This window comes from Halodesulfovibrio sp. (genome assembly GCF_015482765.1).
Classification (GTDB): domain Bacteria; phylum Desulfobacterota; class Desulfovibrionia; order Desulfovibrionales; family Desulfovibrionaceae; genus Halodesulfovibrio.
This window is the reverse complement of the sequence record NZ_JADMLB010000051.1, coordinates 48,295-74,542: the sequence shown is the minus strand read 5'-3', so window position 1 is coordinate 74,542 and position 26,248 is coordinate 48,295. Positions and strand designations below refer to the sequence as shown.

31 protein-coding genes are annotated in these 26,248 nt (G+C 49.0%); 3 read left to right on the top strand and 28 right to left on the bottom strand.

The features are described 5' to 3' along the window. Positions 1-21 precede the first annotated feature (21 nt). Positions 22-2,010 carry a SpoIIE family protein phosphatase gene (locus QZY95_RS08655; protein ID WP_290922251.1) on the bottom strand — a complete coding sequence of 663 codons (1,989 nt, stop codon included), beginning with the start codon at positions 2,008-2,010 and terminating at the stop codon, positions 22-24. A gap of 103 nt (positions 2,011-2,113) precedes the next feature. Here QZY95_RS08655 and QZY95_RS08650 point away from each other — a divergent pair, with 103 nt between their 5' ends. Genes QZY95_RS08650 through QZY95_RS08640 form a run of 3 tightly spaced genes read left to right on the top strand, consistent with a single transcriptional unit; the run spans position 2,114 to position 4,165 of the window. After that, on the top strand, positions 2,114-2,443 hold the full coding sequence (locus tag QZY95_RS08650) for an STAS domain-containing protein (protein WP_290922247.1): 330 nt from the start codon (positions 2,114-2,116) through the stop codon (positions 2,441-2,443). A gap of 18 nt (positions 2,444-2,461) precedes the next feature. Next, positions 2,462-2,887: an ATP-binding protein gene (locus QZY95_RS08645; protein ID WP_290922244.1), complete on the top strand. Its 426-nt coding sequence runs from the start codon at positions 2,462-2,464 to the stop codon at positions 2,885-2,887. Between the two features lie 45 nt (positions 2,888-2,932). Further along, positions 2,933-4,165: a sigma-54 dependent transcriptional regulator gene (locus QZY95_RS08640; RefSeq protein ID WP_290922240.1), complete on the top strand. Its 1,233-nt coding sequence runs from the start codon at positions 2,933-2,935 to the stop codon at positions 4,163-4,165. A gap of 13 nt (positions 4,166-4,178) precedes the next feature. Here QZY95_RS08640 and sctV read toward each other — a convergent pair whose 3' ends face one another. The 27 genes from sctV to QZY95_RS08505 form a co-directional block, all read right to left on the bottom strand. Beyond that, positions 4,179-6,275, bottom strand: coding sequence for a type III secretion system export apparatus subunit SctV (gene sctV, locus QZY95_RS08635; RefSeq protein WP_290922238.1), 2,097 nt, complete (start codon positions 6,273-6,275; stop codon positions 4,179-4,181). A gap of 3 nt (positions 6,276-6,278) precedes the next feature. Then, positions 6,279-6,650 (bottom strand): tetratricopeptide repeat protein, encoded by a 372-nt coding sequence (locus tag QZY95_RS08630; protein ID WP_290922235.1) that lies wholly within the window; start codon positions 6,648-6,650, stop codon positions 6,279-6,281. Between the two features lie 2 nt (positions 6,651-6,652). Beyond that, complete coding sequence (locus tag QZY95_RS08625; RefSeq protein ID WP_290922232.1) at positions 6,653-7,039, bottom strand: hypothetical protein; 387 nt, start codon at positions 7,037-7,039, stop codon at positions 6,653-6,655. 12 nt (positions 7,040-7,051) lie between these two features. Further along, complete coding sequence (locus QZY95_RS08620; protein ID WP_290922229.1) at positions 7,052-7,423, bottom strand: CesT family type III secretion system chaperone; 372 nt, start codon at positions 7,421-7,423, stop codon at positions 7,052-7,054. A gap of 1 nt (position 7,424) precedes the next feature. After that, positions 7,425-8,522 (bottom strand): type III secretion system gatekeeper subunit SctW, encoded by a 1,098-nt coding sequence (gene sctW, locus QZY95_RS08615; protein WP_290922227.1) that lies wholly within the window; start codon positions 8,520-8,522, stop codon positions 7,425-7,427. A gap of 95 nt (positions 8,523-8,617) precedes the next feature. Then, positions 8,618-9,682: a type III secretion system export apparatus subunit SctU gene (gene sctU, locus QZY95_RS08610; protein ID WP_290922224.1), complete on the bottom strand. Its 1,065-nt coding sequence runs from the start codon at positions 9,680-9,682 to the stop codon at positions 8,618-8,620. After that, positions 9,679-10,461, bottom strand: coding sequence for a type III secretion system export apparatus subunit SctT (gene sctT, locus QZY95_RS08605; RefSeq protein WP_290922221.1), 783 nt, complete (start codon positions 10,459-10,461; stop codon positions 9,679-9,681). The genes sctU and sctT overlap by 4 nt, the downstream gene beginning before the upstream one ends. Positions 10,462-10,469: 8 nt before the next feature. Continuing rightward, a complete protein-coding gene (gene sctS / locus QZY95_RS08600; RefSeq protein ID WP_290922218.1) occupies positions 10,470-10,739 on the bottom strand; it encodes a type III secretion system export apparatus subunit SctS in 270 nt (89 codons plus the stop codon). 3 nt (positions 10,740-10,742) lie between these two features. After that, a complete protein-coding gene (gene sctR, locus QZY95_RS08595) occupies positions 10,743-11,393 on the bottom strand; it encodes a type III secretion system export apparatus subunit SctR (protein WP_290922215.1) in 651 nt (216 codons plus the stop codon). Positions 11,394-11,407: 14 nt separating this feature from the next. Further along, complete coding sequence (sctQ, locus tag QZY95_RS08590; protein WP_290922212.1) at positions 11,408-12,967, bottom strand: type III secretion system cytoplasmic ring protein SctQ; 1,560 nt, start codon at positions 12,965-12,967, stop codon at positions 11,408-11,410. Positions 12,968-12,978: 11 nt separating this feature from the next. After that, positions 12,979-13,626 (bottom strand): type III secretion HpaP family protein, encoded by a 648-nt coding sequence (locus QZY95_RS08585; protein WP_290922209.1) that lies wholly within the window; start codon positions 13,624-13,626, stop codon positions 12,979-12,981. A 68-nt stretch (positions 13,627-13,694) separates the two neighbouring features. Continuing rightward, positions 13,695-14,174 carry a YscO family type III secretion system apparatus protein gene (locus QZY95_RS08580; protein ID WP_290922206.1) on the bottom strand — a complete coding sequence of 160 codons (480 nt, stop codon included), beginning with the start codon at positions 14,172-14,174 and terminating at the stop codon, positions 13,695-13,697. After that, positions 14,171-15,487, bottom strand: a complete 1,317-nt coding sequence (gene sctN / locus QZY95_RS08575) for a type III secretion system ATPase SctN (RefSeq protein ID WP_290922203.1) — start codon at positions 15,485-15,487, stop codon at positions 14,171-14,173. The genes QZY95_RS08580 and sctN overlap by 4 nt, the downstream gene beginning before the upstream one ends. Next, complete coding sequence (locus QZY95_RS08570; protein WP_290922198.1) at positions 15,487-16,113, bottom strand: HrpE/YscL family type III secretion apparatus protein; 627 nt, start codon at positions 16,111-16,113, stop codon at positions 15,487-15,489. The genes sctN and QZY95_RS08570 overlap by 1 nt, the downstream gene beginning before the upstream one ends. Beyond that, positions 16,092-16,841, bottom strand: a complete 750-nt coding sequence (locus QZY95_RS08565) for a SctK family type III secretion system sorting platform protein (protein ID WP_290922195.1) — start codon at positions 16,839-16,841, stop codon at positions 16,092-16,094. Before QZY95_RS08565 ends, QZY95_RS08570 begins: the two co-directional genes overlap by 22 nt. After that, complete coding sequence (sctJ, locus tag QZY95_RS08560; protein WP_290922193.1) at positions 16,841-17,638, bottom strand: type III secretion system inner membrane ring lipoprotein SctJ; 798 nt, start codon at positions 17,636-17,638, stop codon at positions 16,841-16,843. The genes QZY95_RS08565 and sctJ overlap by 1 nt, the downstream gene beginning before the upstream one ends. A gap of 27 nt (positions 17,639-17,665) precedes the next feature. Beyond that, positions 17,666-18,127 (bottom strand): hypothetical protein, encoded by a 462-nt coding sequence (locus tag QZY95_RS08555; RefSeq protein ID WP_290922190.1) that lies wholly within the window; start codon positions 18,125-18,127, stop codon positions 17,666-17,668. An 18-nt stretch (positions 18,128-18,145) separates the two neighbouring features. Then, on the bottom strand, positions 18,146-18,520 hold the full coding sequence (locus QZY95_RS08550) for an HrpB1 family type III secretion system apparatus protein (RefSeq protein ID WP_290922187.1): 375 nt from the start codon (positions 18,518-18,520) through the stop codon (positions 18,146-18,148). Between the two features lie 16 nt (positions 18,521-18,536). Next, entirely contained in the window at positions 18,537-18,752 is a 216-nt protein-coding gene (locus QZY95_RS08545; RefSeq protein ID WP_290922184.1) for a hypothetical protein, read from the bottom strand. A gap of 36 nt (positions 18,753-18,788) precedes the next feature. Next, complete coding sequence (locus tag QZY95_RS08540; protein ID WP_290922181.1) at positions 18,789-19,022, bottom strand: EscE/YscE/SsaE family type III secretion system needle protein co-chaperone; 234 nt, start codon at positions 19,020-19,022, stop codon at positions 18,789-18,791. After that, positions 19,022-20,473, bottom strand: coding sequence for a type III secretion system inner membrane ring subunit SctD (sctD, locus tag QZY95_RS08535; RefSeq protein WP_290922178.1), 1,452 nt, complete (start codon positions 20,471-20,473; stop codon positions 19,022-19,024). Before sctD ends, QZY95_RS08540 begins: the two co-directional genes overlap by 1 nt. 56 nt (positions 20,474-20,529) lie before the next feature. Then, the gene (sctC, locus tag QZY95_RS08530) at positions 20,530-22,290 is read right to left on the bottom strand and encodes a type III secretion system outer membrane ring subunit SctC (RefSeq protein WP_290922175.1); all 1,761 of its coding nucleotides are present in this window, start codon (positions 22,288-22,290) and stop codon (positions 20,530-20,532) included. A gap of 37 nt (positions 22,291-22,327) precedes the next feature. Then, positions 22,328-22,780 carry a CesT family type III secretion system chaperone gene (locus QZY95_RS08525; protein WP_290922172.1) on the bottom strand — a complete coding sequence of 151 codons (453 nt, stop codon included), beginning with the start codon at positions 22,778-22,780 and terminating at the stop codon, positions 22,328-22,330. A 168-nt stretch (positions 22,781-22,948) separates the two neighbouring features. After that, entirely contained in the window at positions 22,949-23,554 is a 606-nt protein-coding gene (locus tag QZY95_RS08520) for a hypothetical protein (protein WP_290922169.1), read from the bottom strand. 164 nt (positions 23,555-23,718) lie between these two features. Continuing rightward, positions 23,719-24,660: a type III secretion system translocon subunit SctB gene (gene sctB, locus QZY95_RS08515; RefSeq protein ID WP_290922167.1), complete on the bottom strand. Its 942-nt coding sequence runs from the start codon at positions 24,658-24,660 to the stop codon at positions 23,719-23,721. 31 nt (positions 24,661-24,691) lie between these two features. Further along, a complete protein-coding gene (locus QZY95_RS08510) occupies positions 24,692-25,705 on the bottom strand; it encodes a hypothetical protein (protein WP_290922165.1) in 1,014 nt (337 codons plus the stop codon). A 17-nt stretch (positions 25,706-25,722) separates the two neighbouring features. Next, the gene (locus QZY95_RS08505) at positions 25,723-26,202 is read right to left on the bottom strand and encodes a SycD/LcrH family type III secretion system chaperone (protein WP_290922162.1); all 480 of its coding nucleotides are present in this window, start codon (positions 26,200-26,202) and stop codon (positions 25,723-25,725) included. Between the last annotated feature and the right edge of the window lie 46 nt (positions 26,203-26,248).

The window sequence follows — 26,248 nt, the reverse complement described above, 5'->3', positions numbered from 1 at the left end:
TGCTTGGTATGTTCTTCGGGGCTATGAATTTTCGACACAGTTGTACGCTGGCGAGCTCATGCATTGATGCCCTTGGTACCGCAGAAGAAGCATTGTCAGGTCATCCGATTGTGGCTCGTCTCCTGAGAATGTTGAAACGTGTTCTCTTATCTCGGTAAGAATTTGTTCAACCGGATGATCTGCATATGTTTCCAGCAGCGTGAACAGACGATCGGCTCCGAAAAGCTCTTGCTGTTTGTTTAACGCCTCGGTGATTCCGTCTGTGTAGAGGAAGAGCGCATCACCTTTTTGCAATGTAATGCTGAGCGGGGCGTAAGGAATATTTTCCATACCGCCGACAACGAGACCGCTTATGCCGGACAGTTCCTTGGTTGCTCCGTTCCGGATAATGACAGGCGGATTATGCCCTCCGTTGGCATAGTTCAGCTGGCCGGTTTTTGTGTTAAGCACTCCGATAAAAAGTGACACAAACATTGAGGTAGGGTTGTTGCGTGTAAGGGCGTTGTTGATTTTATCCATTGCCGAGTGCGCAGGGAGTCCTTCCTGCATAGTAGAGCGGATAATGGTTACTGCAACAGCCATAAAGATAGCAGCAGGGACGCCTTTGCCGGAAACATCGCCTAGTACAAGGCATAGCCTGTCTTCATCAAGAAAAAAGAAATCGTATAAATCGCCGCCGATTTCCTTTGCAGGTTCCAGAAAGGCGTGAAGCACAAATTCATTTCTATCCGGAAACGGCGGGAATTCTTTGGGAAGAATGCCTTCCTGAATTTCTTTACCAACATTGAGTTCGCCTTGAATGCGTTCCTTGGCGGCGGTTGCGTCCATTAAATTTTGAATATTAGCCTTAAGCTCGTGACACATAAATTCGTAGGAGCGGGCAAGATCACCGATTTCATCGTTTTGGGTTGTTGGAAGGCTGGAAAGCTCTGTGTCATTTTCATGAGGTGTTGAAAAATCTTTTTCCGGTAATCTGCGTGCAAAGCGAGTCAGAGTGCGAATCGGGTGCAGGGTATGCTCTATGAGCGTCATGCTGACAAGCAAGCAGCAGAAAAAGACTGAAATGACGACGATAAGCATTCTGCGCTGAATATCTTCTGCAGGCTTTAATATTTCACTGACAGGTGCGCTAACCATGACATACCACCGCAGAGGGCGGAATAAGAAAAAGCGGTGTTCCATAACCCCTTTTTGACGGTGAGTACTGGTGAGCGTTTTTTGACCTTTTTTAGAGGCTGTTATGATGCGCTGCATCAGCGCCGTGGAAAGTGTCTCTGTGCCGGAGTTGACCAGCACTGTGAAGTCTTCTTCAAACAGGGCGATATACCCGCTGTTAAAGACATTCATATTTGCAAAGGCCTTATCCAATGATTCTGTCAGCTTTTTCTTTCTGCGCTCTGCCGTGGCTTCTATGTCACTTAGCGGGGTGAATGCTGCAATCGTCCACTGCTTTTTGCGGTACGGTTTGAAATAGGCGAGTTTAGTTTCTTCGGGGTCATGCTTGGGTGTAAAAACAACAAATTCACCGTTGGGATTAACTTCGTCCGGGTGTGTTATCTGTTGCAAGCTGCGATTTCTGGGATTTTTTATTTCAGAAAGAGTGGGGATGGCAGAGTGGGAAGGGGTAACCATTGAGTTGCCGTGAGCGTCGTATAGCTGAAATTCGATGGCATCGTTTGAAGTTGCATTCAGTTTGTTAACAATGGCAACGCATTCTGACGGGGTCGGGTTTTTTATGTGGGAAAAGAAAATGTGCAGGCGGTCTGCTTCTTGTCGTAGCTGTGTTTTGCGTGCTTTTACCGATTCGTATTTGTTGGAAAGCAACTGGGAATAGCTGCTGGCAATGTTGAGTTCAACTAATTGGAAGATGTTGGCAAGTGAGCGTTCTTCTGATTGGGTCATGGCTTGTCCGACATCTTTTTGGGAAAAATAGAGTATTGGACTTGCTGAGATAAGTAAGAAGAAAATGAGTAATGCCGTAAGTTTGGCTCGGATGGAAAATCGATACATTAATAATTGACACTGTCCACATATGGTTGATCAAGGCAGGCGCTTGAGGTATAACTATTATATAGTAAAGTTATATTTAAGCAAGGTATTATAGGAGTCTATAATGCAGTTCGAAAGTAAAGCCCATGGCGATATTACTTTGATTACAGTTACGGGGCGTATTGACGCAGTAAATGTTCCTAGATTTGAGGAAAAATGCTCTATTTTACTTGAAAATGGAATGTTACGAGCAGTAATAGATCTTTCCGGTCTTGAATATATTAGTTCTGCTGGATTACGTGGTATTTTATCCATTGCAAAATTACTGCGAGCAAAGCATGGAGACATATCATTTTGTGGGTTGCGGGGAATGGTACATGAGGTTTTTTCCATTTCCGGATTTATACCAATGTTTCCTGTGTACACTACAGTAGAAGAAGCGTTAAAGTCATAATACATCTGCTTGGAGTATATGGTGAACTTGTTACGTGTACCGGCTACTATAGAGAGTTTAGAGCTGCTTCGTAGATTTATTGTATCTAACGTTAAAGAACACGCTGTGCCTTTATCGTTAGTCAGCCGTATCGAGCTTGTTCTTGAAGAGTTAGTCGTAAACGCTACAGAGTACGCATATAATGGAGCTGAAGGAGACATAGAGCTTGAATGCCGCGTTGAATCCGGTTCCCAGCAGGAGGCAGATAAATTTTGTTTTTGTTTAAGGGACTGGAGTGAGCCGTTTAACCCGTTGGAATATGACGGTGTGCCGTTTGTTTCCGATATAGAGGGGCGCCTTGCCGGTGGCCTTGGGTTGCTTTTTGCCCGTGAATTTTCTGATACACGTACATACCGCAGAGTGGATGACTGCAACGAAATTTGTTTTTGTTTTACCCTTTCTTAACGAACGCTGTGAGAGTGTTACTTTTGCATGTTGGAGTTGAACTGCATGATTTCTCAAGATGCCATTTACCACCGCTTAGCTACTGTTTCAGATTCGATTGCTATGGGAGAATACGATAAAGCACGTGACCTGTTCGATATGACTCGGGCAGGAGAATTGCCGCCTACTGTTTCCGAGTTGGCGGAAGCGTTCGGTATGATGCTCGTGAAGATCGAGGCTCGTGAGTTTCGAATGGAGCAGATGATTGACGAATTGCAGGAAGCAAAGGAGAAGTTAGAGCAGGCAAGGCAGTTACTCGCGCAGGAAAATATGCGCTTGAAACATGATCTTGAAGGCAAGTTTGCTACTGTAAATATTGTGGGGCAAAACAGACGGGTGAAGGAGCTTTTACAGCAGGTGGAGCGTATTGCTGATGCCCCTGTAACAGTCCTTATTGCTGGTGAAACAGGCACCGGAAAGGATTTAATTGCAAAAACGCTTCACTACCAGAGCGCTCGTGCTTCTGCGCCTTTTGTGGCGCTGAACTGCTCCGGTATTCCCGAACCGCTGCTGGAAAGTGAATTGTTTGGTATCGAAAAGGGTGTTGCTTCAGGCGTTGATGCCCGTATGGGGCGTTTTGAACAGGCAGACGGGGGAACGCTGTTTCTTGATGAAATTGGTGATATGCCTCTGGAGTCTCAGGCTAAAATTTTACGGGTGTTGGAAAGTGGTGAGGTGGAGCGTGTAGGCGGGAGAAAAACCGTACATGTTGATGTACGGGTTGTGGCTGCCACACATAAAAATTTGCGCCAGATGGTGGATGAAGGCACATTCCGTGAAGATTTGTTTTATCGTCTGAATGTGGTTTCGTTAGAAATACCGCCGTTGCGGGAGCGATGCGACGATATTGAATTGCTGGCGAACCATTTTCTGGATGTTGCTGTAAAGAAAATGCGCCTTGGTATGAAAAGCTTTGATGCATCTGCCATTCGTGCATTAATCACGTTTAACTGGCCGGGTAATGTTCGCCAGTTGGAAAACGAAATTGAACGCGCTGTTGTTCTCTCCTTAGGCGAAACAATTACAGGTGATGATCTTTCCATAGAGTTGCGGGCAAACCGCGAAGAATGCGATGACTCGCCATTGCTCTCAATGCGGACAATGACGCTTGATGAGGGAGAACGTTTGTTGATCTCCCGAGCGTTGACTGAAGCGGACGGGAATAAGTCCGAAGCGGCGCGACTGCTTGGAATCAGCCGCGAGGGGCTTCGGAAAAAACTTAAGCGGTTTGAGATGTAGCACCCTGTGCGGGCTAAATGGCTACTTTTCCTAATGGCTGGATAGTAATTTCCTGTGTCAGTTCCTGATAGGAAAGTACTGGCAGTTCATAAAATTCCAGTTCAATCATTTTTCGTACGTATCGGCGGATATCCATAGAAGTGAGCAGAACAGGCCGTGTGTTCTGGCTTGTAATATCTCCCGCTTCTTCATGCAGCTGCTGCACAAAGCGTTGTGAAATTTCCGGCGGCAGCGCTAAGTATGATCCGGATGACGTTTGGCGGATCGCATTTCGAATAGTCTCTTCTAAATCAGGATCGAGCAGGTAGGCAGAGAGCACGTTCTGCCCGCCGCTATGCTGATAGCTTATCTGTCGTTTCAAGGCAGTGCGCACATATTCTGTCAGCAGTACGCTGTCTTTTTCTTTCTGTCCCCATTCAATAAGTGACTCCAGAACGGTTCGCAGGTTTCGTATGGATATTTGTTCCTGCACCAGCCGTTGAAAAATTTCTGCTATTTTTTGTACAGGCATTACGCGTTGTACTTCTTTGACCAGCTCAGAGTACCTGCCGTCCATTTGTGTCAGCAGATAACGTGTTTCCTGCATTCCTATGAATTCTTCGGCGTGCTTCATCAGTAAAAATGAAAGGTGGAATGTCATTACCTGTGCGGGGTACAGGAAGGTCATACCGGCTTTTTCCAGAAGGTCTGTCTTTTTCTCATCTACCCATAAAGCAGGGACACCGGGGAGAAACTGTTCTCCTTCTTCATATGTAAAGCCTGTCATGTCCAGTGTCTGGGCAGGTTCACGCACAAGCACTTTCTTTGCGGGAAGCCATCCTTTGCTCATGGGAATTTCCTGCATCATGATGGTGTATGTATCCGGTGAAAGATCATTGCGGAAACGAAGATGGATACCGGGGAACGGCACACCGAGATCATGATAGAGAGCGCTGCGGACGCGGATAATTTCGTCATTAAGCTGTGTGGCATTGATTCGTGAGCGGATGCTTTCAGAAAGATCGATCAGCAGCGGAACAGTAATGGAGAAGTCGTCAGCATCTTTGTTCAAAGGGCGTTGCGGTTCATTTTGTCCTGCGGGAGCCATTGCCTGTTCAAGCTTGGCAGCAGGATCTTCTGGAAGATCTCTTTGTTTCTTTGCGCGCAACAGAATAAATCCCATTCCCCCTACAAGAGCGGCGAGGAAGATAAATTGCGGCTTTGGGAAACCTGGAATAAGCGCAAACAGCAAAAGAAGAGCGCCGCCGATAAGCAGGGCTTTCGGCTGCGCGAGAAACTGTTTTCCGATCTGTCCGCCGAGGTGGTCTTCTTCCTCAGAGGAAACACGGGTGACAACAATACCTGCTGTAATGGAGATAAGCAGTGCCGGTATCTGTGAAACCAGACCGTCACCGATTGTGAGGATAGCATACGTTTGCAGCGCTTCTCCGGCTGTCATACCGTTTTGGGAAATGCCGATAAGAATGCCGCCGAGAATGTTAACCGCAGTAACAATCAGTCCTGCAATGGCATCCCCTTTTACAAACTTCATGGCACCGTCCATGGCGCCGTACATCTGGCTTTCCTTAGTCACCAGAGTACGTCGCTTGCGCGCTTCGTTCATATCAATCACACCGGCGCGCATGTCCGCATCAATACTCATCTGCTTGCCCGGCATTGCATCAAGAGTAAATCGTGCTGCTACTTCTGCAACTCGCTCGGAACCTTTGGCAATAACAAGAAACTGCACAATGGTGAGGATAAGAAAGATTACCGCACCGACAACAAAGTTTCCTGCCACAACAAAGTTACCGAAGGTGAAAATGATGTCACCGGCATTGGCTTTTAGCAGAATGAGCCTTGTGGTGGTGATATTAAGTGCCAGCCTGAACAGGGTTGTAAACAGTAGCATTGAAGGGAAAACAGAAAACGACAGGGCAGAAGGGATATACATGGACACCATGAGCATGATGACTGCCAGCATAAGGTTGGTGGCGATAAGTCCGTCAACCACCACGGTCGGCAGTGGAATAATCATAAGCCCGATAATAGCAACAAGCATCAGCGCAAGCACAATATCGTTGTAGCGGGTCATGTTGCCCACAGCGCGTTCTAGTTTCTGAAACTGCATTCTTTAGGCTCCGGTATCATACTGGCTAGTATACGAGGCGTTGCTTTTAGCGGTTTTCATGTGGCTTTCCATCACGCTGCGAATTTCTGACGGCTTACAAGATTGAGACATGGCGCTGTTGCGGAGCAATTTTACAATGCGTCGTTCTTCATCAGTTGGAGCAGGTTCATGACGCTCCCAAAGATCGAGCTGTTCCAGAGCATCGGCGATGTTGCCTTGTTTCAGGTAGATCCACGCCAGAGCACGGCATGCATAACTGTCTTCAGGAAAAAGCTCCTGTACGGCTTCGAGAAGAACCCGCGCATCTGGCTCTTTTCCGTGTTGTAGGTACAGGTGAGCCAGCAGCAGGAGAGATTCTTTATCCGTGGAATTCATACTTACCCTTTTTGCAGTAATTGACGGTAGGCTGTGAGTTGTTCTTTAAGCTGAGCATCGTTTTCCAGAATGAACGCTGCGTGGCGTAGGGTGCGCGATTGGTTTTCACGCGCAGCTGTACGCAGGCTTTTTGCGGCGTTTTGCAGTTTTCTGTTGAAGACACCCGGAATAAACAGTTCTCGTGCGTGAATTTTGGGTGTGAGAAAGGATTGAACCGCCGCGCCGAATTTTGGTGCATAGAGCGATTCTACAGAACGGGAAGCAATGTTCTCGCCGCTCGGTACAATCTGGCAGGACTCCGGAAGTTTGGCAGGTGCTTCGGCACTCCTGTTGGAAATGCTTTCAATGCCTATCTGCGGAGAAAGATGCGGGGAAATGGTGTTGGACATGGGATGACTCGTTTACTGTGCTGTCACTGTGTCGTGAAGCTTTTCCAGCAGGGAAATGCTCCGGTCAATGGCAGGCATGGTGAATTCGTGAGCAGGAATACGGGCGAGAAATGCGAGCAGGTCGTCTCCTCGAAGTCCGGCTTGAACAACAACCTGATGCCCTTGTTCATAATGGCAAAGGCTGAGTGCTGTTTGCAGAGCGGTATCGGAAAATAAAGGTAGGGGGCGTGTAAGGTATACCAGTACCTCATCGGATGCCTGTTCAAAAAACAACGTTCCCATATGTTCAATCTGTAAAGAAACTGTTCCGGTTTCCGGAAAAGACAGATCGTCCAGCCCTATGGTTTTACCGAATTCATTCAATGTATGGTTTACAATGGACATATTACTCCATCTCCTCATCTTCCCTGTCTATGGCTTCATCTAAAATTTCCTGAACGGCATCCAAGAGGTTCTGTCTTTTCTCCGTGTCTGTGAACAGGCGGTAGGGGAGTTTGCGTATATTATCTTTAATGCCTTGGATAAACTGCACGTCGCACAACGGCATATCGGAAATAAGAAACGGCATAGTGGCGGTTATCTGTGTTGCCTGAACAAATTTTTCATCTTTAAGACGCAGAACAGGGCTCATAATGTCTTTTGCTTCGGCAGGCACTTCACGTTTACAGAATTCTCGAAGATGCGAGAGCAGTGTTTCAGTATCCTGATAGAAGTTGCTGAGCACTTCCAGTTGATACATGTCATCCATAATGGTTTTTAATTCAGCCATTGAGCTTGAGGGAGACGTGGCAGACATATCTGCACTGAGCGCTTTAAGAAGAAATGCGATGGCTTTGGGAAATTCTTTGTACCCGTATTTTTCAACCAGACTGTCGAACGCCTGAGAGAAACTTTGGTAATTCAACACCGTTCCACGATACAGACCGCGGAGCATGGCTGCATCACCGAGCAGACCGCCGGAATCGACTCCGGCGATGTTGTATCCGGCACGGATTGCAGGCCCTTGCTGTGCCTCAAGTTCATCAAGCACCTGCTGGATGATGGCTTGCGCTTGCTCTGTCCCTTCGCCTTTGAGACTGGCTTTAGCGTGCATGAGTGCAGCATGTTGATGCGTCGGGTCTTTCAGCTGTTTAAGAAGCTGTTTCAGCTCTCCGGCGTTACTCAATCCTTTTTTAATGGCGGTCAGCAAACGTTCTACGTCAGATTTGTTCAGGTCGTGCAGTTCATCCAGAAGTTTGCTGATGGTTGTGAAGCGCTCAAGCGAAGACCCTTCGTCCCGCAATTTACGTTCACTCATGCGTTTTTCTTGTGTTTCCTGCGCAGAAAACGTCAATTCTTCTGCCGCATCCGCAAGTATGGACATGGGAGTACTCTGGGCAGAAACTTGTCTCCCGTTCCACGAGCCTTCCGGCTTTGCTTGTGTTGCAACTGTGTCTGTTAAGAAATGCGACTGTACTGCGGCATTGTCGATGCGTTGGCTCATAGTTGTATCCTTTGGAACTCAGGGCTGTGCGACCCTTCGATGGCAGAGGAACGATATTGCGGCTTCTGCCGGTTCTCCAGAGAAGACAGGCCGTATTATCTATTGAATGCGTGTTCTGTAATGTCGTTAACCCAGCGAATGACCTCAGCGACCGGTTCAATAAGATCGGACGGGATGTATTCCATGATCTCGCCTTCACTCCAGAGACTGCGGGCGAGGGGGATATTCTGCATAATGGGGACTCCCGCTTCCTTTGCTACTTCGATCATTCTTTTCGCCATAAGATCCTGCCCCATTGCTGTAATGACAGGCAGGTCTGTGTCCCCTTCATCATAGTAGAGGGCAACGGCAATATGTGTGGGGTTGGTAACAAGCACAGAAGCTTTTTTTACCTTCTCCATGGAGTCGTTCATCACCATCTCCTGATGTATTTGCTTGCGCTGAGACTTAATGTGCGGGTCGCCTTCCATCTCTTTGTGTTCACGCTTTACTTCATCTTTTGTCATCATCAGTTCTTTTATGTGCAGATGTTTTTGCAAAAGGTAGTCCACAGCGGAAATGGCGACATAGGTTGCGCTGCAATAGATCACGACATCTTTCACAACATGTTCGAGTATCAGCAGTATTCCATCCACGCCATAGATAGGTGCTTTGGTAAGGGCATCCAGTGATTTCTCAATGACCCAGCGCAGTAAAAAGACAAGGAAGACTATTTTAAACAGCGACTTACCGAATTCGATAAAATTCTTTTTCGCAAAAGTTTTTTTGAACCACTGCTGAGGATTAATCTTTTTAAGATCAGGTTTTACGGACTCAAAAGAAAAGAGCACGCCTATCTGCATCATGTTTCCCACAATGCCTGCAACGGCAACAAGGAGCAGAAGCGGGAAGGAAAGGAGTACAAACTTGGTTGCCACAGTGCCCACAACGTTGCCAAGAGCGTGGCGGAAGGGATCATTCATGACGTGCAGGGGCGCGCTGAGCATTTCATCCAGATTTGAGCGGATGAAATCCCAGCCGAGCCATATGTACAGGAAAACTGCCAGTACGACAGACGTGGAGGAAACTTCCTGACTTTTGGCGACCTGCCCCTTTTTGCGCGCGTCACGAATTTTTTTCGACGTAGGCTGTTCTGTTTTTTCTCCGCTTTGCTGACTCATTGAAATGCCTCTTGAAGGAATTTGTAGAGTTGCTGCATGCTGTCGATTTTATCTTTGAAAATATGCATAAGCACACCGACATAGAGAATAAGAAAGAACATGGCGAGTCCGCTTTTAATAGGCATGGACAGGAAAAATACGTTCAGTTGCGGTGCAAAGCGGTTAATAAGCCCCAGCCCGAGGTCGGTAAGAAAGCACAGAATCAGAATAGGCCCTGAAAGCGCCAGAACCGTACGGGCAAACACGTTCAACTGGGTGATGAACATATCGGACAGAGTGTTGCTGGAAAGGTTCGGCAAAAAGGAGAACACAGGCCATGCGGCATAGCTGTGCATGAGGAAGCCGATAAAGGCGATAAAGGCTCCGGAAAGAAAAAATAGCATGACCACAGTCTGAAAAAATAAACTGCCCAGAGGCGAAGATTGATCACCGGAAAGGGGGTCCATGGAGCTTGCCATGGATGCACCGCGTTGGTTGTCGATGAGAAAGCCGACGCTTTCCGCAGTCCAGAAGAGCAATCCCAGCAGATAGCCGATGATGACACCGATAAGAATTTCTTTTCCCATAAGCATGCCGAGATGAATGGAGAGTGTGATGCCCTCCGGCACTTCTGCAAGCACCATAGGGTACACAAGAATGACCATAGTCATGGCAACGGCGTTGCGAACCCCGCCAGGCAGTGCATTGCCGCCCATAAACGGCGCAGTGCGGAAGATTGCCATTATTCTGGCAAGGCAGAATAAAAAGACAAACAGCGGGGTGATAACATCATGTCCCATGTGGCAGCCTATTGCACCAGTGTGGGGAATGTTGTGAACAGTTGCAGGGCGAAGTTGTAGATCTCTCCACCGAGCCAGCCTGCTGTGAGCGCAATCGTGATGGTTACGCCGATAAGCTTAATGGCGAATGCAAGTGTCTGTTCCTGAATCTGCGTGAGTGCCTGTAAAAAGCTGACCAGCAGGCCGGTAAGTGCTGCCACAAGAATAGAGGGCATGGAAAGCATCAGTACCAGAATAAGCGCCTGCAGGGTGAAATCGAGAATAGAAGATTGAAACATAGGCTACCTGTAGCTCAGGACAAGCCCCTGAACGAGTTTGCCCCAGCCGTCCAGAAGAACAAACAGCAGCAGTTTAAACGGAAGGGAAATGGTCATAGGGGAGACCATCATCATACCCAGTGCCAGCAGAATATTGGAAACAATCAGGTCAATGGCGATAAAGGGCAGATACAGGAGAAAGCCGATTTCAAACGCCCGCGTCAGTTCGCTTACAGTGTATGTGGGGATAAGGATGACGAGATCATCTTTTTTCAGGTGCACTGTCTGCTTTTTCGGCCAGAGTTTTTTTGCTGTTTTCAGGAAAAAACTGGCGGTTTTGTCGTCAGCATGTTTGGCAAGAAAGGTTTTAAAAGGCCCTTTGATGTTATCGCCTATCTCTATCATTTTGCTGGGTTCCGGCATCGAAGTAATGTTCTGCTGCTCAATAAGATCCCACGTTTCGTACATGACAGGAGCCATGATGAAGACGCTGATGATGAGCGCAAGGCCGTTCAGCACCATAGTCGGCGGAACCTGCTGAACACCGAGGGCGTTTCGTACGAGTGAGAGTACAACCACAAGCTTAACGTAGGAGGTGGTCATCATAACAACAAACGGTGCCAGCGAAAGAACAAGCAGGGCACTGATAAGAACAATGGGGTCGTATTGAATCATAACAAGTTCCAGCGTTATTTTTGCGGGCTGTGTGCGTTGTTCATGCCGATTGTCAGGACACGGACGCCGATTTTTCCGGCAATGTCTACAAGCTCGCCTGTACCGATTGCCTTGCCGTTGACACTTAAGGTTACAGCGGCATCTGTGGTGCGTGATGTTTCCAGCAGGCAGCCTGCGGAAAGGGTGGAGAGCTGTTCAATACTCATGGTTAGGGTATCAATTTCCAGCCGTACAGGAAGTTCAATAGAGGAAAGATCTGCATGGGAAACAACTGGTTTTGAAAATCCGTCTTCATTGTTCCGGGGAGAAGAAACATGCGGTGAAGATTCGTATGCGGTGACCGGATCTGTGCTCATATCGTGTTCCTGAATGGTAATGGTTGTTCCGTTAAGCGTTCCCAGAAGAACAGGGCCGTTAGGGATACGCAGGAGAACGGACATGGTGTCGGTACGTTCTGTTGTTGAAGGATAAAACGAGTCCAGCAGCAAAATATCCTGCGGATCAACGCTGAAGAGTTCATGCAGCGGCAACCGGACTTCACCTATTTCCACGGGCACGCGCAGGGGGAGCGGGTGCACTCTCTCTGTAGAAACGTATCCTTCAGGATGCGGTACACCGTATTGATAAAGGAGGGTAAGCAGCGTCTCCAGCGACTCTGAAGGCGTAAAATACTTCTGCCTTGCAGGGGTAAGCCCTTCCGGCGGTTCGTGTGTTAACGACCATGCAGGCTCTTGCGGGGAAGCATTCTGGTCTTCTTCATTGAGCGCGTCTTCTGTGTGATCGTCCCTCGGTGTAATGGGGAACGACAAGGCAAGAGTGCGCTCTGAACTCTCATCAAATTCGGCATCAGAGACATACAACGCTCCGTGAATAACGGATGGAACACCTTGCGGCAGATCATGGACAGAGCGGATAGGAACTGCATGCTGCGGGGCAGGCATAAAGCTGCTTGCACTGTGTCCGTTGTACTCGTTACGCTCAGAGTTTTCTTCGGGAGCGGAGGACAGGTCGTCATGTTCCGGTGTATGGACGTTGTCATCCACATCAAATGCGAATTCAGATGGTTCGTGCAGTTCGTTATTCCCATAGCCAGAAGGGTGTTCATTGTAAGAGCCATTTGATTCAACAGTGTTGTCGGGCGGAATATAGGTGAGCGTGAACGGAAGCATTTCCGGCGTACAGTCTGCTGTATCCTCTTCAAGCAGGATGGAGGACACGGTCATCGGAAGACCGGAAAGGTGCTCCAGTGTGTCCAGTGCTTCTTCGAGAACAGTTTCTGTTGCGGCGGTAATGATTTCATCCGGCAGAATGGAAAAATCGATGTTTCCAAGTGCGGTGGTAATCCACTGTTGAATAATGGTGTTATCGAGCATGAGGATGACATCATCGTTTCCCCATTTGCCGTATGCACGAAATTTCCAGACTTCTGCTGTGCAGGCGGCAGTGAGGGCAAAGCGCCAGTGCATTCCTCCAATGGGAAGTATTGCAGAGGTGGCACCGGAATATAAGGCGGTGCGTGTTCTGGCTGCATTTTGTGTGAATTGCGGCAATTCAAGCGTGTGGTGTGTGTTCATCGTGGTATCCGCTAGCTGTCTTCTATTTCGTCATACAGATTGCGTTGCTGACGGGAGCGACCGTCGTGCGGTTCTCCCTGCTCGTCAAAGATGAGCTGAACATCCACACGGTTGTCGAAATTTTTGCAAAGCTGTTCCTGCAAGCCGTGCTTGTGCGAAGCTAAAAATGCATGCGAGTTAGTATCGTTGGTAACAAGAGCTACGGAAAGGTGGCCTTCGGTTTTGTTCAGGCGTATTTCGGTGCCTTGCAGAATATCTTCTTTGAGTTGGATGCGAATTTCGTTGCTCCCGTCTGCTGTGTGGGTAGAGACAAGGATGCGGTCAACTATGTTTTGTGCAGCATCTGCATCGGGGTTAGCCATAGCTCCGGTTGCGGCGGGGGCTGACTGGGAACCTTGCAGACCGCGTAAAATTGCGTCTCCTGCGGTTTGATGAAGAGATGGCGTTTGTGAGAGCTGCTGGCTGGTGTCCGTTTCGGACGTTTGTTCCTTTTTTTCGCGAGAACCGGAATTGTTTGCACCGGAGTTGGTTGAGGAAGACCGGACGCTGTGCCGGAAACGTTCTGTGTCGGCACTTGAAGCTGTCCGTTCAGAAGCACTTGAAGTTTGCCGTGCTTTTTGAGGTTCAGTTGATGCGGTGTGAACTTTTGTTCCGGTCATACATTTGTTCCTGTAAAAAATATGGAGTAGGTTCCGGTTGTACCAAGGTTCGCCTGTGTGCAGAAAGGCTAGTCAACGAGAAGAGATTTGCTTGAAAATTCTTCCAGTTCCGCTTCTTCAGCCCGTTCCAGCCGTAGCTTTTCTTCTTGCTGCCAACGCTTTTTATGCTCTTCAATTTTTCGCTGGTTCTTCATGGCTTCCATGTGATGTTTTCGCGCGTCCTGCAAAGCTTCCTCACACTCTCGTATGTGCTCTTTGCTTTCCAGAATCCGTTCTTCGTGCTGCACTTCCTCTCCTCGTAGGGAGAGCAGAGCTTGTTTGTAGCGTTCTACTTCTTCCATTGAGACGGTTTCGTTATGAATTGCCTCAAACAGTCTGGTTTCTTCTTTGATGCGCCATTCCCGATATTGAATCAGTTCCTGTTCGCGCTGTTTGCATGCCTGCCGTGCTTCTTCCAGCTTTTGAGCACAGCGGGTAATTTCAAGGGCAGCAGCTTTTTCACGAAAAACACGAACACGAAGCAGCGCAGCCAGTGGATATCCGGTCATCCTATAATGTCCCGTAACGCATCGAGCGATTCGGTAAATGTTACCCGCTCGTCCATTCCCTGTTTGATGTATGCGTTGATACGGGAAAGCTTTTCAATTGCTTCGTCCGCTTCGGCATCGCTGCCTTCTTTGTATTCCCCGATCTGTACGAGCAGTTCCACTTCCTGATACTTTGCCATGAGCGTGCGCAGGCGGTTGGAAAGCGCTTTGTGTTCTGAATCTACAATGGCATTCATGACGCGACTGGTACTGGCAAGCACATCAATTGCCGGATAGTGGTTTGCTGCGGCAAGTTTGCGTGAAAGAATGATGTGTCCGTCCAGAATCGAGCGTGTTTCGTCCGCAATCGGTTCGGTCATGTCATCACCTTCTAGCAGTACGGTGTATAAGGCTGTGATGGAGCCTTTGTCCGAGTTTCCCGCGCGTTCCATAAGTCGTGGCAGACTGGAGAAAACAGAAGGGGGAAAACCGCGTCTTGTAGGCGGTTCTCCTGCTGCCAGACCGATTTCACGCAATGCTCGGCCGAAGCGGGTGACAGAGTCCATAAGCAGCAGCACGCGCTTGCCTTGGTCTCGAAAATATTCTGCAATGGCAGTGGCGACATATGCCGCCTTGAGGCGTTCCATGGAAGAGCGGTCAGAGGTTGAAACAACCAGTACCGACTTTTTTAATCCTTCCTCGCCAAGGTCGTGTTCAATAAATTCACGCACCTCACGTCCGCGTTCACCCACCAGAGCGATGACGGTTACGTCTACGTCCGCCCCTTTTACGAGGCAGGAAAGCAGGGTGGATTTACCGCCGCCCGCAGCTGCAAAAATGCCCATACGCTGCCCTTCGCCGCAGGTAAGCAGTCCATCCAGAACCCGCAGCCCGAGGCTTACAGGGGTGTTGATGATTCGGCGTGTCATAGGGTTGGGCGGTTCTGCGTACACGGGATAATAGGCACTTGGAGTAAGCGCTGCGCCTCCGTCTATGGGATTGCCCAGACCATCCAGCACACGACCGAGCAGTGCGTCTCCCACCGGAACCATATGCACTGAGCCGGACGGAATAACCTCCGTTGCGGAGGAGATACCTTGAATATCTCCCAGCGGGGTAAGCAGTGCAGCTTCTTTGGAAAAACCTACAACCTCGGCTTTAAGTTCCCATTCATCCCACGGGTTTTTGAGAGTACAGATTTCTCCCACACGTACCCCCGGAACCACCGCACGCACGATAGTTCCTACCACTTGAACAACGCGTCCTTTGACTTCTACAGGGACATTGGCGCGGAGTGCGTCGTGCAGAATCTCCGGTATATAATCCAGACTCATCAGCCTTTGTCCTTGTTTAAGTGGCTGTGAAAAGCACGTTCGATGGCTGCAAGTTGTGTTTCAATACCGGCATCCACCACGCCCATATCGCTTTCCAGAATACAGGCTCCTTTGGAAAGGCGCGCATCTGCGGCGACATCAAGAAATCGTATTGCCGGATAATCCCGCAGAAGATCATCCAGACTGCCACGCACAGTTTCAATGTCTTCCGGTGAAACTTTGAGTACGACCTTTTTTTCTGCCCGAACGTAGCTCAGCGCCTTATGCACAACCTTTTGGGTACGTTCATGATCGTCCATATCGTGCAAAATTTTTCGCAGTGACTGCATAACCAGATCAACAATCGTGCTTTCCATGCGTTCCAGATAATCCACGCTGCTGGCGATGTTTTCCATCATATGCTCAGCCATATTCATTTTCCCTTCGATCAAGCCGTCTTCGTAGCCGCGTTTACGTTCGTTTTCGTAATGCTGCTGCGCTTCGCTGAGGATAGCGTCTGCACGGGTACGGGCATCCGTGATGATCTGCTGTGCTTCTACAAGCGTGGCATACTCATCTGCTTTGATGACTTTTTTCCCGGGCAGAGGGTGGATGGTATCGTTTGTTATGCGAAACACGGAGCCCATTGCGGTGCAACCTCCTTCGTCAAAAGTCGGTAGACGGTTTTCCAGAGTGTTGATTTGTCTGAGGAGCCGAGTTCGATGGAGTGTGTCTGAAGCATGGCTTTCGGCAAAGAAACAGAAAGCCACTGCGTAAGGTGCGGGGCTTCATTCGTAAGGCACAGGGCAATGCCAAGTTGTCCTTGTGTGCGTATGCGGTGTGCCAATGATGTTTCACTGTCTGCCGTTGAGGGGGTGTCTGGGAGAGCTAATGCACTTGCCAGCGCCGAAAGCTCTGCATTGTCACTCAGCAGAAACGGAGCGCGTTTGATGGCGAACAGGTAGCCCTTTTTACCGAATTGCTTTTTGATGCTGACAACGTGGGATTTTACTATGGTGCGGGCAATGGTTCCCGCGTTCAGAGTAAGCCCCAGATAGTCTGCCAGCATACGCAGGGTGTCCGGTTCCAGTAATGCCAGACGCGACTGCGGTTCCATAAATTCCAGAAACCATGTTTCCGGTAGGTTTGTCGTCAGGTCGTGTAAATTGGTTGTGAGGCGTTGCCGTGCGCGACGGGAGCGTAACATCACGTTCAGTGCGCCGCTGGCATGAACATATTTTCCCACAGGTGAAAGGCTGTTGGACAGATACGGGTCTGTCAGAACTCCTTCGATTTTTCGGCTATGGAACGCAATAATGGCTTCCATGAGAGGAGCATTGGTTTTTATGGTGCTCTTTAAGAACGCTTTTCCCATTATGCCTCCTCTGTAACGGTATCCTGTCTACGTTTGTAGAGGTGGAAACAGCTTGTTCCCAAAAGGCAGAGGAGCAGAGCAATAGCAGCGAACAGCAGTTGTACTGTGCCTACAGAATCCGGTGCCACATGCAATCCCGCAACAGAGGCGTAGGGGAGTTTGTTTGTAGCAATGGGTGGCGATGCAGGGAAAAGAAACGCGGAAATTGATTCGTATTTAAGCCCTTGAATGCTGTTTTCCACCAGTTTTTTGATTTGGCGTGTTTTGCCCAGCATTTCAACATCTCGACGATGTTTTATGAAAATGGATGCAGACGCAGGCGTGATACGTTCACCAAGGGCATCTTCTTCCTGAAGAACAAGGTGCACACGCGCAGCAAGTACGCCGTCTATCTGAGCGATTGTTCCTGCAACTTCCTGTGACAGGGCGTAGATGAAGCGGGCTTTTTCTTCCAGTGGCGACGAGATAATGCCGTCTTTTTTAAAGATTTTACCCATGTTGTCATAACGGGTGCGGGGCAGACCGTTTTTTTCAAGCAAATCCATGCTTCCGGCAATTTGATCCCGTTCAACCGTAAGATTCCATGTGCCTTTTTCTCCTGCCTCTTTGCGGGCATCCACACCGCGATCGAGAAGAAGGGCTAAAATTTCGTTAGCATCTTGTTCTGCCAATCCTGTGTAGAACTGCTCCTGACAGCCCGTGAGAGACAGGAGCAGTAAAAGGCAGCACAACATACGAAGCAGTGTACAGAACATACCGTTGGTACGGCGTGTAGAACGGGTAGAAAGAGTAGGCATAGTTAACGTGCTCATAAAACAGAAAGGCTACTGTCCACGAACAAGCTGGTTTACACCTTGTCCGCTTTTCTCGCCGGTTTTACCCACAAGGGTCTGGTTGGTCGTCACTTCTGCCACCTGCATTTGCAGACGGATAATGTCGCCCATTTCCCCATGGTTTTCGGCTGATTTATCAATAGAGGCTTTAAGGTCTTTAAATTCGCAGCTCATCTTATCCAGATTGTCGAGAATCTTATTTCCCTGCGTTGCCTCTGCGTCTGTAACTGCAACAGCGTGTTCCGCAGTATTAATGGATTCAATCTGCTCTGCCTGAAGGGATTCCTCAGCGTGAAGTTGAGACGGGGCAGAGGCTTCCTGAACGCTGTCCTGTTTCATCACATCCTGAAAACGGGAGATGTCTGTTTCATGTGCTTTTCCCGGCCCTGTGGACTGCTTTTCCGCAGCTTGACGGATAGCCTCCAGAGCCTGACGGGCTGTTACTTCATGCATATGGTATCTCCTTGAAGGTTACTTCATTTCAGCAAGTAACGCTTTTGCCAGTTGCTGCGCTGCCGGATCTTCCTTCTGCGCTGTTACTTCATTCAAAACGGCTTTTGCCCGAGCTGTCTGTTCGTTAAGAAACAATGCAAGGCCAAGGTAGGCTTGGCTCATGAGGTTATTCTTGTCTTTGGCAAGGGCGTTGTTTTCAATTGTGCTGACTGCTTCAGCGTAGCGCCGCATGTTCATCTGCACCATTGCCTGCCCCAGAATAGGAGCCGGATTATCCGGCGCAGTGAGTGCCAGAGCATCAAAGATAATGCCTGCCTCTTTGTGCATTCCTTGTTTGAGTGCAAGAAAGCCGCTTTTACCGAGCAATTTTCTGTAAGAACCGTCTATTTCCACGCCGTGACTCCTGTGCCTACATTTTGTTGGCGACTTGCTTTTCTGTTTCGGTCAGGTTTTTTACAAGGTTTGCAGTCAGCGAAACCATCATTTGGTATTTACTGGCGGACATGTTGAATTTGATCATGTCTGTTTCGCTCAAGTTTTCTTTTTTGGAGAACTCGGCAACATCGTTGCTTTTTGCTTTGATGGTGCTGAAGAGACTGTTTGAAATACTGTTGGACATGGTCATGGTAACTCTCCTTGTGTTGTGCTTGAAAGGCTCCGGCTACGGGAGGCGGTAGTTCTTCCAGCTGGTTTCAACGACAACTTCGGCAGCTTCAAAAGCCTGTTTGAGTGCCTGCGCCCGTGTGAAATCGTCCGGCGAAAGGCCTTTATCGATGTTTTTACGGGTTGTGTGCAGTCCTTCCTGCAAGCCGTCTTTTACCAGCCGCAGCGTGCTGCCTTCCGTGTCTTCGAACAGAGCTTTTTCGAGGTCGAAGTTTTCTTCAAAAATGTGCATCAGCTTTCTCCTGCAGGGCAGTAGAGGGTATGTGTTTTTTTTGACAGAACGATCAGCGAATCCGTAATTTCTTGAATGCGGTATCCCTGTGCTGTTTTAGAGCCTATGGTGTAGGCTTTTCCACTGACGCGGGCGCGCCGAAGCCTTTTCCCTTCTACAGAAATCCATCCTAGAGACGTTACTGCGGAACAGCTGAGCAGTTCGTTGCGGACGCTTTTTCCTGAACGGGTGCGGCGTGAACCGGAGCCGTCTGAGGTGGTTCCTTCTTCAGTGGTCAGAGGACGCTTAATCGATGTAAACGGAGCCGGAGCCTGTAATAGGTCGGCAATTTCATCACGAGCTCCTTCCCAGCTGGCAGCCTGTGCTTCGCTTATTTCACCTGTAACGTTCACGGTGAATGTCTCAGCAGAAAAGGTCAGCGCGGTCAGCAGATCACGCTCTTTTAAGATACGTGCAACTTCCTGCTTCAAGGTTTTCCAGTCTGTGAGTGAGTATCTGATGTCTGCATGGGCAACGGGCAGTGTTTCAATGACGGAAACTATGCGTTGTACCGCGTTGTCATCCTTGGCATATCCGTTGACGCGAATAATGTTGTCACTGACATGCAAAACCTGAAGCACCATTCCGTGTTCGATAACAGTGTTTTGCAACGACGATGCCAAGGATTCTGCCACGTGGACATCGAGCGTTGTGTTGATAGGTTTTTCTTTGATAACACGCTGTAATGTATGAAGTGAGTCCTCAGATGGAACCATGCCGGAAACAGATAATTCCCCGTTTTCAGTTGTTTTCACCTTCAGCTCTGAATACCCGCTTTCCGCCAACAGCGTTGTCAGTTGCTCAGAGGGTGGGCGGTTGTCGGTAAAGCTCAGTCCTGCAAGCAGCAAAAAGACCATCATGGTACAGGCGGCAGTACACAGTTGCCGTTTTGAGAACTTTGCAGGCTTCGGCAGGGTGGGAGTGTGTTCCGGCTGTACCAACTCAAGTGGAGGGAGTGTTTCCTGATCCGGTTCCTGCTCTGTGTCTTCACGCTCGGGAGAATCTGCGGGATGAGTTTCCGAAGCGGCTCCGGTGGAGTCGAAGGGGGTTGTATCCGGAGTACCGGCTCCTTCAAGCAGTGAAGACACAGGCAGGTTAGGCCAAGCCTCATTGGCAGGACCGAAACAGATGTGTGTTCCGCCGACGGTAAGCGGGATAAAATCTCCCACGACTTCGCCGTCTGCATCCAGTTGCAGCGTGTTACGAAGTATTGTCCCGTCGAGTGGAAAGACAGTCACGGTATCCTCCTGCACAAGGAGACGCAGATGGCAGTCTGCAATGGCACTGTCAGCAAGAATGATGTCACAGGCATCATCGCTGCCTATGGTGTATTCACCATAGGCAAGCGCTACTTCAGCTCCGGTGTTAGGGCCGGAAAGTATTTTAAGAATGTGGTTTGTTTTTTGCGTCATAACGTGACCTTACGGTGTGCAGTAAGAGGCTGTTAAATCGAATAATATTTCTTGCATTACGGATGTGCAGGACGGATATTTTTGCGGGTACATCCTGCATAAGGGCCTCGATCCGGTTCCGGATCTTGAGCAACTGAACCATCCGGTGTGATAATGCTTTTGCTGAAGGTGTCCTCTTTGATGCGCTGTTGGATTTCAGCAAGATTTTTGAGATTCACAATGCGCGGCGAGATAACAAACAGTCGTTCCACTCGTTCTACGTTGTATGACTCTTTGTTAAACAGCGGCCCCAGCAGGGGGATCTTTCGTAATCCGGGGATTCCGCTGTCGCTGTATTTACGTTTTTCAAAGTAATGCCCGCCAATGACGAGTGCCTGTGATTCACCGACGATGGCCTGTGTATTGATGGTGCTTCTTGAAACAACAGGGATGTCGTCAGAGCCGCGTGCAGTAAGGTTTTCAGACCCGTCTTCTATATTCACCACAAGCTTTATCTGCTGACCTTCAGGCGAATTGATGATGTGAGGGGTTACCTTGAGGACTGTTCCGTACGTAACATCGTGCAGATCAACGTCATCCTTCCCTTGCAGCTTTACGTAGAAGGTATTTGTTTTTTGCAGCATAGCCTGCACATTATCCAAGGTAAGCACAGCGGGACGTGAAAGGGTGTTGGCATCACCGTCTGATTCAATGGCGTTTACCCGCATCATAAACTGGTCAATGCCGTTTGCGTAAATGGTAGTAAGGTTCAGTCCGTTTCCGGCATTGCTGAAGAACTTGGTTGTGTCCGGTGGAACTCCGACGTTTGCGCCGCCGACTGTCCCGTAGCCGCCGGTTCCTTTTTTGGCGTCAACATCAACAGCTTTGGAAATATTCCAGCTCACACCGAGTTCATCCAGTCGGTTGATTGATACATCCACAATGGCAGCGCGAATTTCCACCAGTCCTACCGGTGTATCGAGCTGTGAAATTGCCTGTTCGTAGTACGGCATGCGTTCCCGTAAATCCCAGACAATAACTGCGTTGAGGCGTGGGTCGGCAAGAATGCGGGCAGCCTTTGTCCAGTTCTGTGTGGTGTCTGGAGGAGGAAGCTTGGCTTCTATACGTTCCAGTTCTTTTTGTTCGAGAACACCAAGAGATTTGGTGGTCTGAACACGAGGAACAGGGGCAGGGCTTCCGCCTCCTGTGATTGTTCGAAGCAGGGAAGCAACACCGGGGATGGAAATTTCTTTTTCCATAAAGGTGAGTGTAATGTCGTCTGCCCATGCATGGTTTAGCTTGTAGACCCGCATAACCATATCGCTGGAAGCTGTGGATTCCAGTTTGATTACGAGGTTTCTGATAAGCTGAATATAGCGTGGAGGGCCTGTGAGATAGATAATGCGTTCTTCCGGAAGCCCGTGCCAGAGGAAACGTGAATCGTAGAGCCCCATGTCGATTAGGGTAGCCTTTAAGCGGGCAGGCGTGAGCCAGCGTAATTGGATAACCGCGGAATCGTTTTCGGCAAGTGTGTAGAAATAGGCATTGTTGCCGTCAAAATACCATGTAAGCCCGTTGTTTCGGGTAATGACATCAAGAAAGATAGAGGGCGTGGAAAACATAAATTCTCCACTTACCTTGCCGGTTATCTGCGGGCTGATAACGGCGGTAACACCTTGCGCTGCGCAGAAATTATCCAGCAGAAGACTTATCGGGTCATTCTTGGCGGTAAAATAGAACGGGTTTCTGAGCCAGTCTTTATTTTCTCCGTTCGCTTGCAGGGACAGTGCGCCGATGAGCACGAGCATAAGCAAAAATTTGATGAGGCGTGAATTCATAAGCTTCCAGAGAGAGGTTGTGCGTTGGGCTGTGGTGCTACGGGCGCATAAACATGATTTGATCGGGCGGTCGTGAATACTGCGGTGCGGTTGTTTTTGCCCGCAGCATTTCAAGACGGTTCAGAAACTCTTCTGCTGCATCAACAATTGAAACCCTTTTGTGCATACAGGGAATGATGCGGCGGTAGAGGATGATGTCTTTCTCGTCCGGTGTAAGGCACAAGCTCACTGCGGATTCTTTCATAATCCCCAATGACGTTTGCAGGAGGCGTTTGTACAATGCCTGAATTTGAAGCTGTGAAAGAGATAGGTGGGGCAGGTGTGCAACCAGCCCTTTCAGGTACAAGGCTCCGTTGCGGGTAAAGCATGTTAGAGCCAGATCATTGGAAAATGTAAACGTGACGCTGCCGTCCGCGGCAGGCTCCGGGGGTGAAATGGTGAGTTCTTTGCTGAGCTCTGCAACCGCTTGAGTGAGTGTGTCTGATTGCATGAATAATCCTTTCCGCCTGTGCAGGCGTAAGAAAAGTCCCTTCAGGAGCCCGAGGGGAAGACTCCCGAAGGGGGGTGTTTATGATAATCGGTCTGCTGAAGACTGCACACTGTACCGCATGAAGTGTGTGGTGCAGGCAGCAGACCGATAACAGGTTTAGCGTATCAGTTAGCGTGCTGCAGCGCTGGAAGCGTCTTTAGCCGCGGAGAGCAGGGTCTGGAGCTGCTGCAAAATGGTTGAACGCTTTGTTGCAGCCTGGTTGGTTTTCATCATCTGCTGCTCGTTAGTGGAGCTCATGTTAGACTGAGCAAGCTTGGCGTTCTCAAGGAAGTTATCAAGCTCTTTTTTAGTGAAAAGCGCATCAGAGCCGATGCCCATGCATGCAGCCTGATCTGCTTCTTTGTCTTTTACAAGACCGGAGTCAGTAAGTTTTGGCTTGTACACGGAGAGCCATTTTTCTTTGTCTGCATTGGTTAAGCCGACGAGTTCATCAGAGCTGCCAGTGTAGCCGCCTTTGTCGATGGCTTTGCCGTCTTTATCAAAGTTATCTTTGTAGGTGTTGAGCATCTGGATGCAATCGTTCAACAAGTTCATGCATTCGGAACGCTCCTGAGACTCTTTGAACATGGTTTCAAATGTCTTGTCCTGAGACTTAAGGGAGTTAAGACCCACAAGCATAACAAGGTCGGCAAAAGTAAGTTTTGCATCGCCTACCTGAAAGTAACCGGAATCGAGGGACTGAACGTTAGAAGCGTGTACACCTGTAGTACTCATAATAATCTCCATAAGTTTGCTGTGTACTGCGAATAATTAACCGCAGTGCTTATTGTTTTGGTATGCAGCGGGCTGCCTTCAGTCCGCTGTTGAATACTGCCCGCACCGCACAGACTGACTGCACGTTTGTATGTCTGTGTGAACGGGAAGCGGCTTGAAGCGTGTTATGCTTTGGCCGCTGCTTCTTCCGACTTCATTTTTGCGTCGTACAGTGTACGGATGAGGTCGTTCATTTTTTTCATGGCTTCACGGAAATCACCGACGCGTTCTTCAGCTTTTTTCTGATGCGCCTGTGTTTCTGTTGCCTGAGCCTGATAGCGGTCACCTTCTGCCTGCGCGATCATGGACTTGCTTTGTCCAAGAGCACTCATAGATTGTGACACGCCCTGAAACACGCCCATGCATGCCTGCGGGTTGGACATAACTTTGGTTGTGCCTTTTGCCGCGTAGGAAGCACTTTTAGATGCTGCCTGTGCAATGGTTTTGAGCAGGGCTTTAAGCGTGTGCTTAACACCTTGTTTTACTGTTTTGATGATAGAAGTCTTGATGGCGTTCAGTGTGTTTTTAATAACTTCTGTTGTCGCCTTTTTTGCGGCTTCTGTAGCGGCTTTCTGTGCTCCCTGTGTTGCACCGCCGGTAACTGCTGCAAGCGGAGCAAGAGCAATACTGACGGCAGCACCGACAACTGTGACAACGAGTGCCACAATCGCCATAGAGAGCATTTTTTCAGCCCCTTCATCTTTTTTATCCGCAGCCTGAAGCAGCTTGTCCGCTGCTTTTTCCAGCAACGCATTTGCATCCTGTCTGGTGAATTTTTTGTTCTCTGCCGCCATAAGCTGGAAGAGAATCAACAGTTCCTCAAACTTGGCCATAATGTCACCGGCACCTTTCAGGTCGATGTCATTACTCGGAGCAGGAAGTGTGATAGAGCCTGCACGCATTTCCTGCGCACTTGCAGCACCTTTCACATCACCGGTTGTCATGGATGCCAGAACAACCTGTGCCTGTTCCACTCCTTGCGTATTGGCAGGGTTGGTCTCAATCCAGTTTTGAATCCGGTTTGCAGACCATCCGTCAAAAGAGGGAATAGTACCTGTTGCGGTCATTAATGTATCCTCACAAATCTACTGAATCGGGTTAAACGCTGGTGGCAGCGGCCTGTGTTGCCTGATAGTTTTTCTGCAACATGCGCGCGCTGTCCTGAATGACTTTGGCGAAGTTATCGAGAAAGTCTTTCATCCGATCCATGTCTTTATTGATGTTTGTTTGAACGACGTTGGCATCTGCCTGAAGCCGGTCTGCATCTGCGTATGCCTCAAGCCCTTCAGCCTGTGCCTTGGTTGCTTGATAGTCGCGCACTCCGCGCTCTGTTTCGCGGGCTGCAATGACGGAAGCTTTGGCAACCAGAAGAGCGATAACAGGGCCGGTGGCAGCACCGCCTGTAGCAACGCTGACAGCCACAGCAATGGCGATATCAACGATGATTTCAAGGGCGAAGCCTGTCCACTTCATAGCTTTCATGAAGTCTTCTTTGGCATCGCCTTCAAGTCCCATCATGTCTGCAAATTCCCCCATCAGCATAGGGTCGCCCATCATGGAAGGGGTAAGCACCGCCATAGCGACAAGTGCTCCCATAGGCCCCATGGTGGCGCAGCATACGGTCATGACAACAACGCTGATAATGGCGGTAACAATGTCTTCGGTGAAGGCTTTTTCCATGTTGTCGCAAAAGCCTTTGATGTCACCGGAGAACAATGCTTTCAGTCCCTTGAACAGTCTTCCGAAGAAGCCGCCCTTGGTGGAACTTGCCATTTTGTCCCAGTACTCCTGCATTTTGGATATGCGTTTTTCGTGCATATCCTTCATATCTTTCCGTTTAGACTTAATGTCTTCACCTGCAAGGGTGGTCTGCTGGTCTGCAAGTTTTGATTGCAGTTTAGTGAGCATCAGCATCATGCTCGCGTTATCCAGCTTCGGTGCTTCCATGAACATGTGGGAGTTGGCAGCATATGCCGCTCCGGAAGCTCCTTGCAGATCCCCATTTGTTGAGGGCGGTGTCGCCGGCTGTCGATCGGTCTGTGAGCCGGAAACTACCCCTGAGGAAGTCGCGGCGGGATTTCCGCTGACTCCTGTTGTCGTGGTAATTGACATACTCAGTTCTCTCTTTGTCAGGCGCTCATGTTAGTCAGCATCACTTCTGCGCGTTGCTGAATTGGTGCAAACTGCTTGTTCCCTTTGGCCTTGCTGATTGCAATGTTCAGGCTGTCACGTGCGCCTTCTTCGTCTTTGATAGCCAGCATGCATTCAGCAGTGTGTAGAAAAGGGGCAGCCTGTTCTTCATCTAGTGCGCTTGCCATGACGTAGTACATACTGGCGACTGCATATTCTCCCTTCATATGAAAACAGGAGCCTATGCCGAATATGTACTTGTATTCCATAGGATTAAACATGGCGAGCAGACTGAAGCTTTTAATCGCGTCATCGTATTTTTTATTTTGGAACAGGTTGTACGCCACGGCATACATGGCTTCCATTTCCTGTTCAGTGATTCCGAGTTCTTCTTTGACAATAACCTCACCGCGGGCAGCTCTGCTGGCCAGCTCGGCAATGTTTTTGTCAAACAGTGTTGCGTCTTGTTCTACGGTCATGAGTGGTCTCCCTTTGTCGTGTAGGCGCTGTGTGCCTTGTGCAACT

What these genes read in the sequence shown, in the direction of transcription:
- QZY95_RS08655 (WP_290922251.1), bottom strand. Translation starts at nt 2,010, where the DNA reads ATGTATCGATTTTCCATCCGAGCCAAACTTACGGCATTACTCATTTTC.
- QZY95_RS08650 (WP_290922247.1), top strand. Translation starts at nt 2,114, where the DNA reads ATGCAGTTCGAAAGTAAAGCCCATGGCGATATTACTTTGATTACAGTT.
- QZY95_RS08645 (WP_290922244.1), top strand. Translation starts at nt 2,462, where the DNA reads ATGGTGAACTTGTTACGTGTACCGGCTACTATAGAGAGTTTAGAGCTG.
- QZY95_RS08640 (WP_290922240.1), top strand. Translation starts at nt 2,933, where the DNA reads ATGATTTCTCAAGATGCCATTTACCACCGCTTAGCTACTGTTTCAGAT.
- sctV (WP_290922238.1), bottom strand. Translation starts at nt 6,275, where the DNA reads ATGCAGTTTCAGAAACTAGAACGCGCTGTGGGCAACATGACCCGCTAC.
- QZY95_RS08630 (WP_290922235.1), bottom strand. Translation starts at nt 6,650, where the DNA reads ATGAATTCCACGGATAAAGAATCTCTCCTGCTGCTGGCTCACCTGTAC.
- QZY95_RS08625 (WP_290922232.1), bottom strand. Translation starts at nt 7,039, where the DNA reads ATGTCCAACACCATTTCCCCGCATCTTTCTCCGCAGATAGGCATTGAA.
- QZY95_RS08620 (WP_290922229.1), bottom strand. Translation starts at nt 7,423, where the DNA reads ATGTCCATTGTAAACCATACATTGAATGAATTCGGTAAAACCATAGGG.
- sctW (WP_290922227.1), bottom strand. Translation starts at nt 8,522, where the DNA reads ATGAGCCAACGCATCGACAATGCCGCAGTACAGTCGCATTTCTTAACA.
- sctU (WP_290922224.1), bottom strand. Translation starts at nt 9,682, where the DNA reads ATGAGTCAGCAAAGCGGAGAAAAAACAGAACAGCCTACGTCGAAAAAA.
- sctT (WP_290922221.1), bottom strand. Translation starts at nt 10,461, where the DNA reads ATGGGACATGATGTTATCACCCCGCTGTTTGTCTTTTTATTCTGCCTT.
- sctS (WP_290922218.1), bottom strand. Translation starts at nt 10,739, where the DNA reads ATGTTTCAATCTTCTATTCTCGATTTCACCCTGCAGGCGCTTATTCTG.
- sctR (WP_290922215.1), bottom strand. Translation starts at nt 11,393, where the DNA reads ATGATTCAATACGACCCCATTGTTCTTATCAGTGCCCTGCTTGTTCTT.
- sctQ (WP_290922212.1), bottom strand. Translation starts at nt 12,967, where the DNA reads ATGAACACACACCACACGCTTGAATTGCCGCAATTCACACAAAATGCA.
- QZY95_RS08585 (WP_290922209.1), bottom strand. Translation starts at nt 13,626, where the DNA reads ATGACCGGAACAAAAGTTCACACCGCATCAACTGAACCTCAAAAAGCA.
- QZY95_RS08580 (WP_290922206.1), bottom strand. Translation starts at nt 14,174, where the DNA reads ATGACCGGATATCCACTGGCTGCGCTGCTTCGTGTTCGTGTTTTTCGT.
- sctN (WP_290922203.1), bottom strand. Translation starts at nt 15,487, where the DNA reads ATGAGTCTGGATTATATACCGGAGATTCTGCACGACGCACTCCGCGCC.
- QZY95_RS08570 (WP_290922198.1), bottom strand. Translation starts at nt 16,113, where the DNA reads ATGGGCTCCGTGTTTCGCATAACAAACGATACCATCCACCCTCTGCCC.
- QZY95_RS08565 (WP_290922195.1), bottom strand. Translation starts at nt 16,841, where the DNA reads ATGGGAAAAGCGTTCTTAAAGAGCACCATAAAAACCAATGCTCCTCTC.
- sctJ (WP_290922193.1), bottom strand. Translation starts at nt 17,638, where the DNA reads ATGCCTACTCTTTCTACCCGTTCTACACGCCGTACCAACGGTATGTTC.
- QZY95_RS08555 (WP_290922190.1), bottom strand. Translation starts at nt 18,127, where the DNA reads ATGCATGAAGTAACAGCCCGTCAGGCTCTGGAGGCTATCCGTCAAGCT.
- QZY95_RS08545 (WP_290922184.1), bottom strand. Translation starts at nt 18,752, where the DNA reads ATGACCATGTCCAACAGTATTTCAAACAGTCTCTTCAGCACCATCAAA.
- QZY95_RS08540 (WP_290922181.1), bottom strand. Translation starts at nt 19,022, where the DNA reads ATGCACATTTTTGAAGAAAACTTCGACCTCGAAAAAGCTCTGTTCGAA.
- sctD (WP_290922178.1), bottom strand. Translation starts at nt 20,473, where the DNA reads ATGACGCAAAAAACAAACCACATTCTTAAAATACTTTCCGGCCCTAAC.
- sctC (WP_290922175.1), bottom strand. Translation starts at nt 22,290, where the DNA reads ATGAATTCACGCCTCATCAAATTTTTGCTTATGCTCGTGCTCATCGGC.
- QZY95_RS08525 (WP_290922172.1), bottom strand. Translation starts at nt 22,780, where the DNA reads ATGCAATCAGACACACTCACTCAAGCGGTTGCAGAGCTCAGCAAAGAA.
- QZY95_RS08520 (WP_290922169.1), bottom strand. Translation starts at nt 23,554, where the DNA reads ATGAGTACTACAGGTGTACACGCTTCTAACGTTCAGTCCCTCGATTCC.
- sctB (WP_290922167.1), bottom strand. Translation starts at nt 24,660, where the DNA reads ATGACCGCAACAGGTACTATTCCCTCTTTTGACGGATGGTCTGCAAAC.
- QZY95_RS08510 (WP_290922165.1), bottom strand. Translation starts at nt 25,705, where the DNA reads ATGTCAATTACCACGACAACAGGAGTCAGCGGAAATCCCGCCGCGACT.
- QZY95_RS08505 (WP_290922162.1), bottom strand. Translation starts at nt 26,202, where the DNA reads ATGACCGTAGAACAAGACGCAACACTGTTTGACAAAAACATTGCCGAG.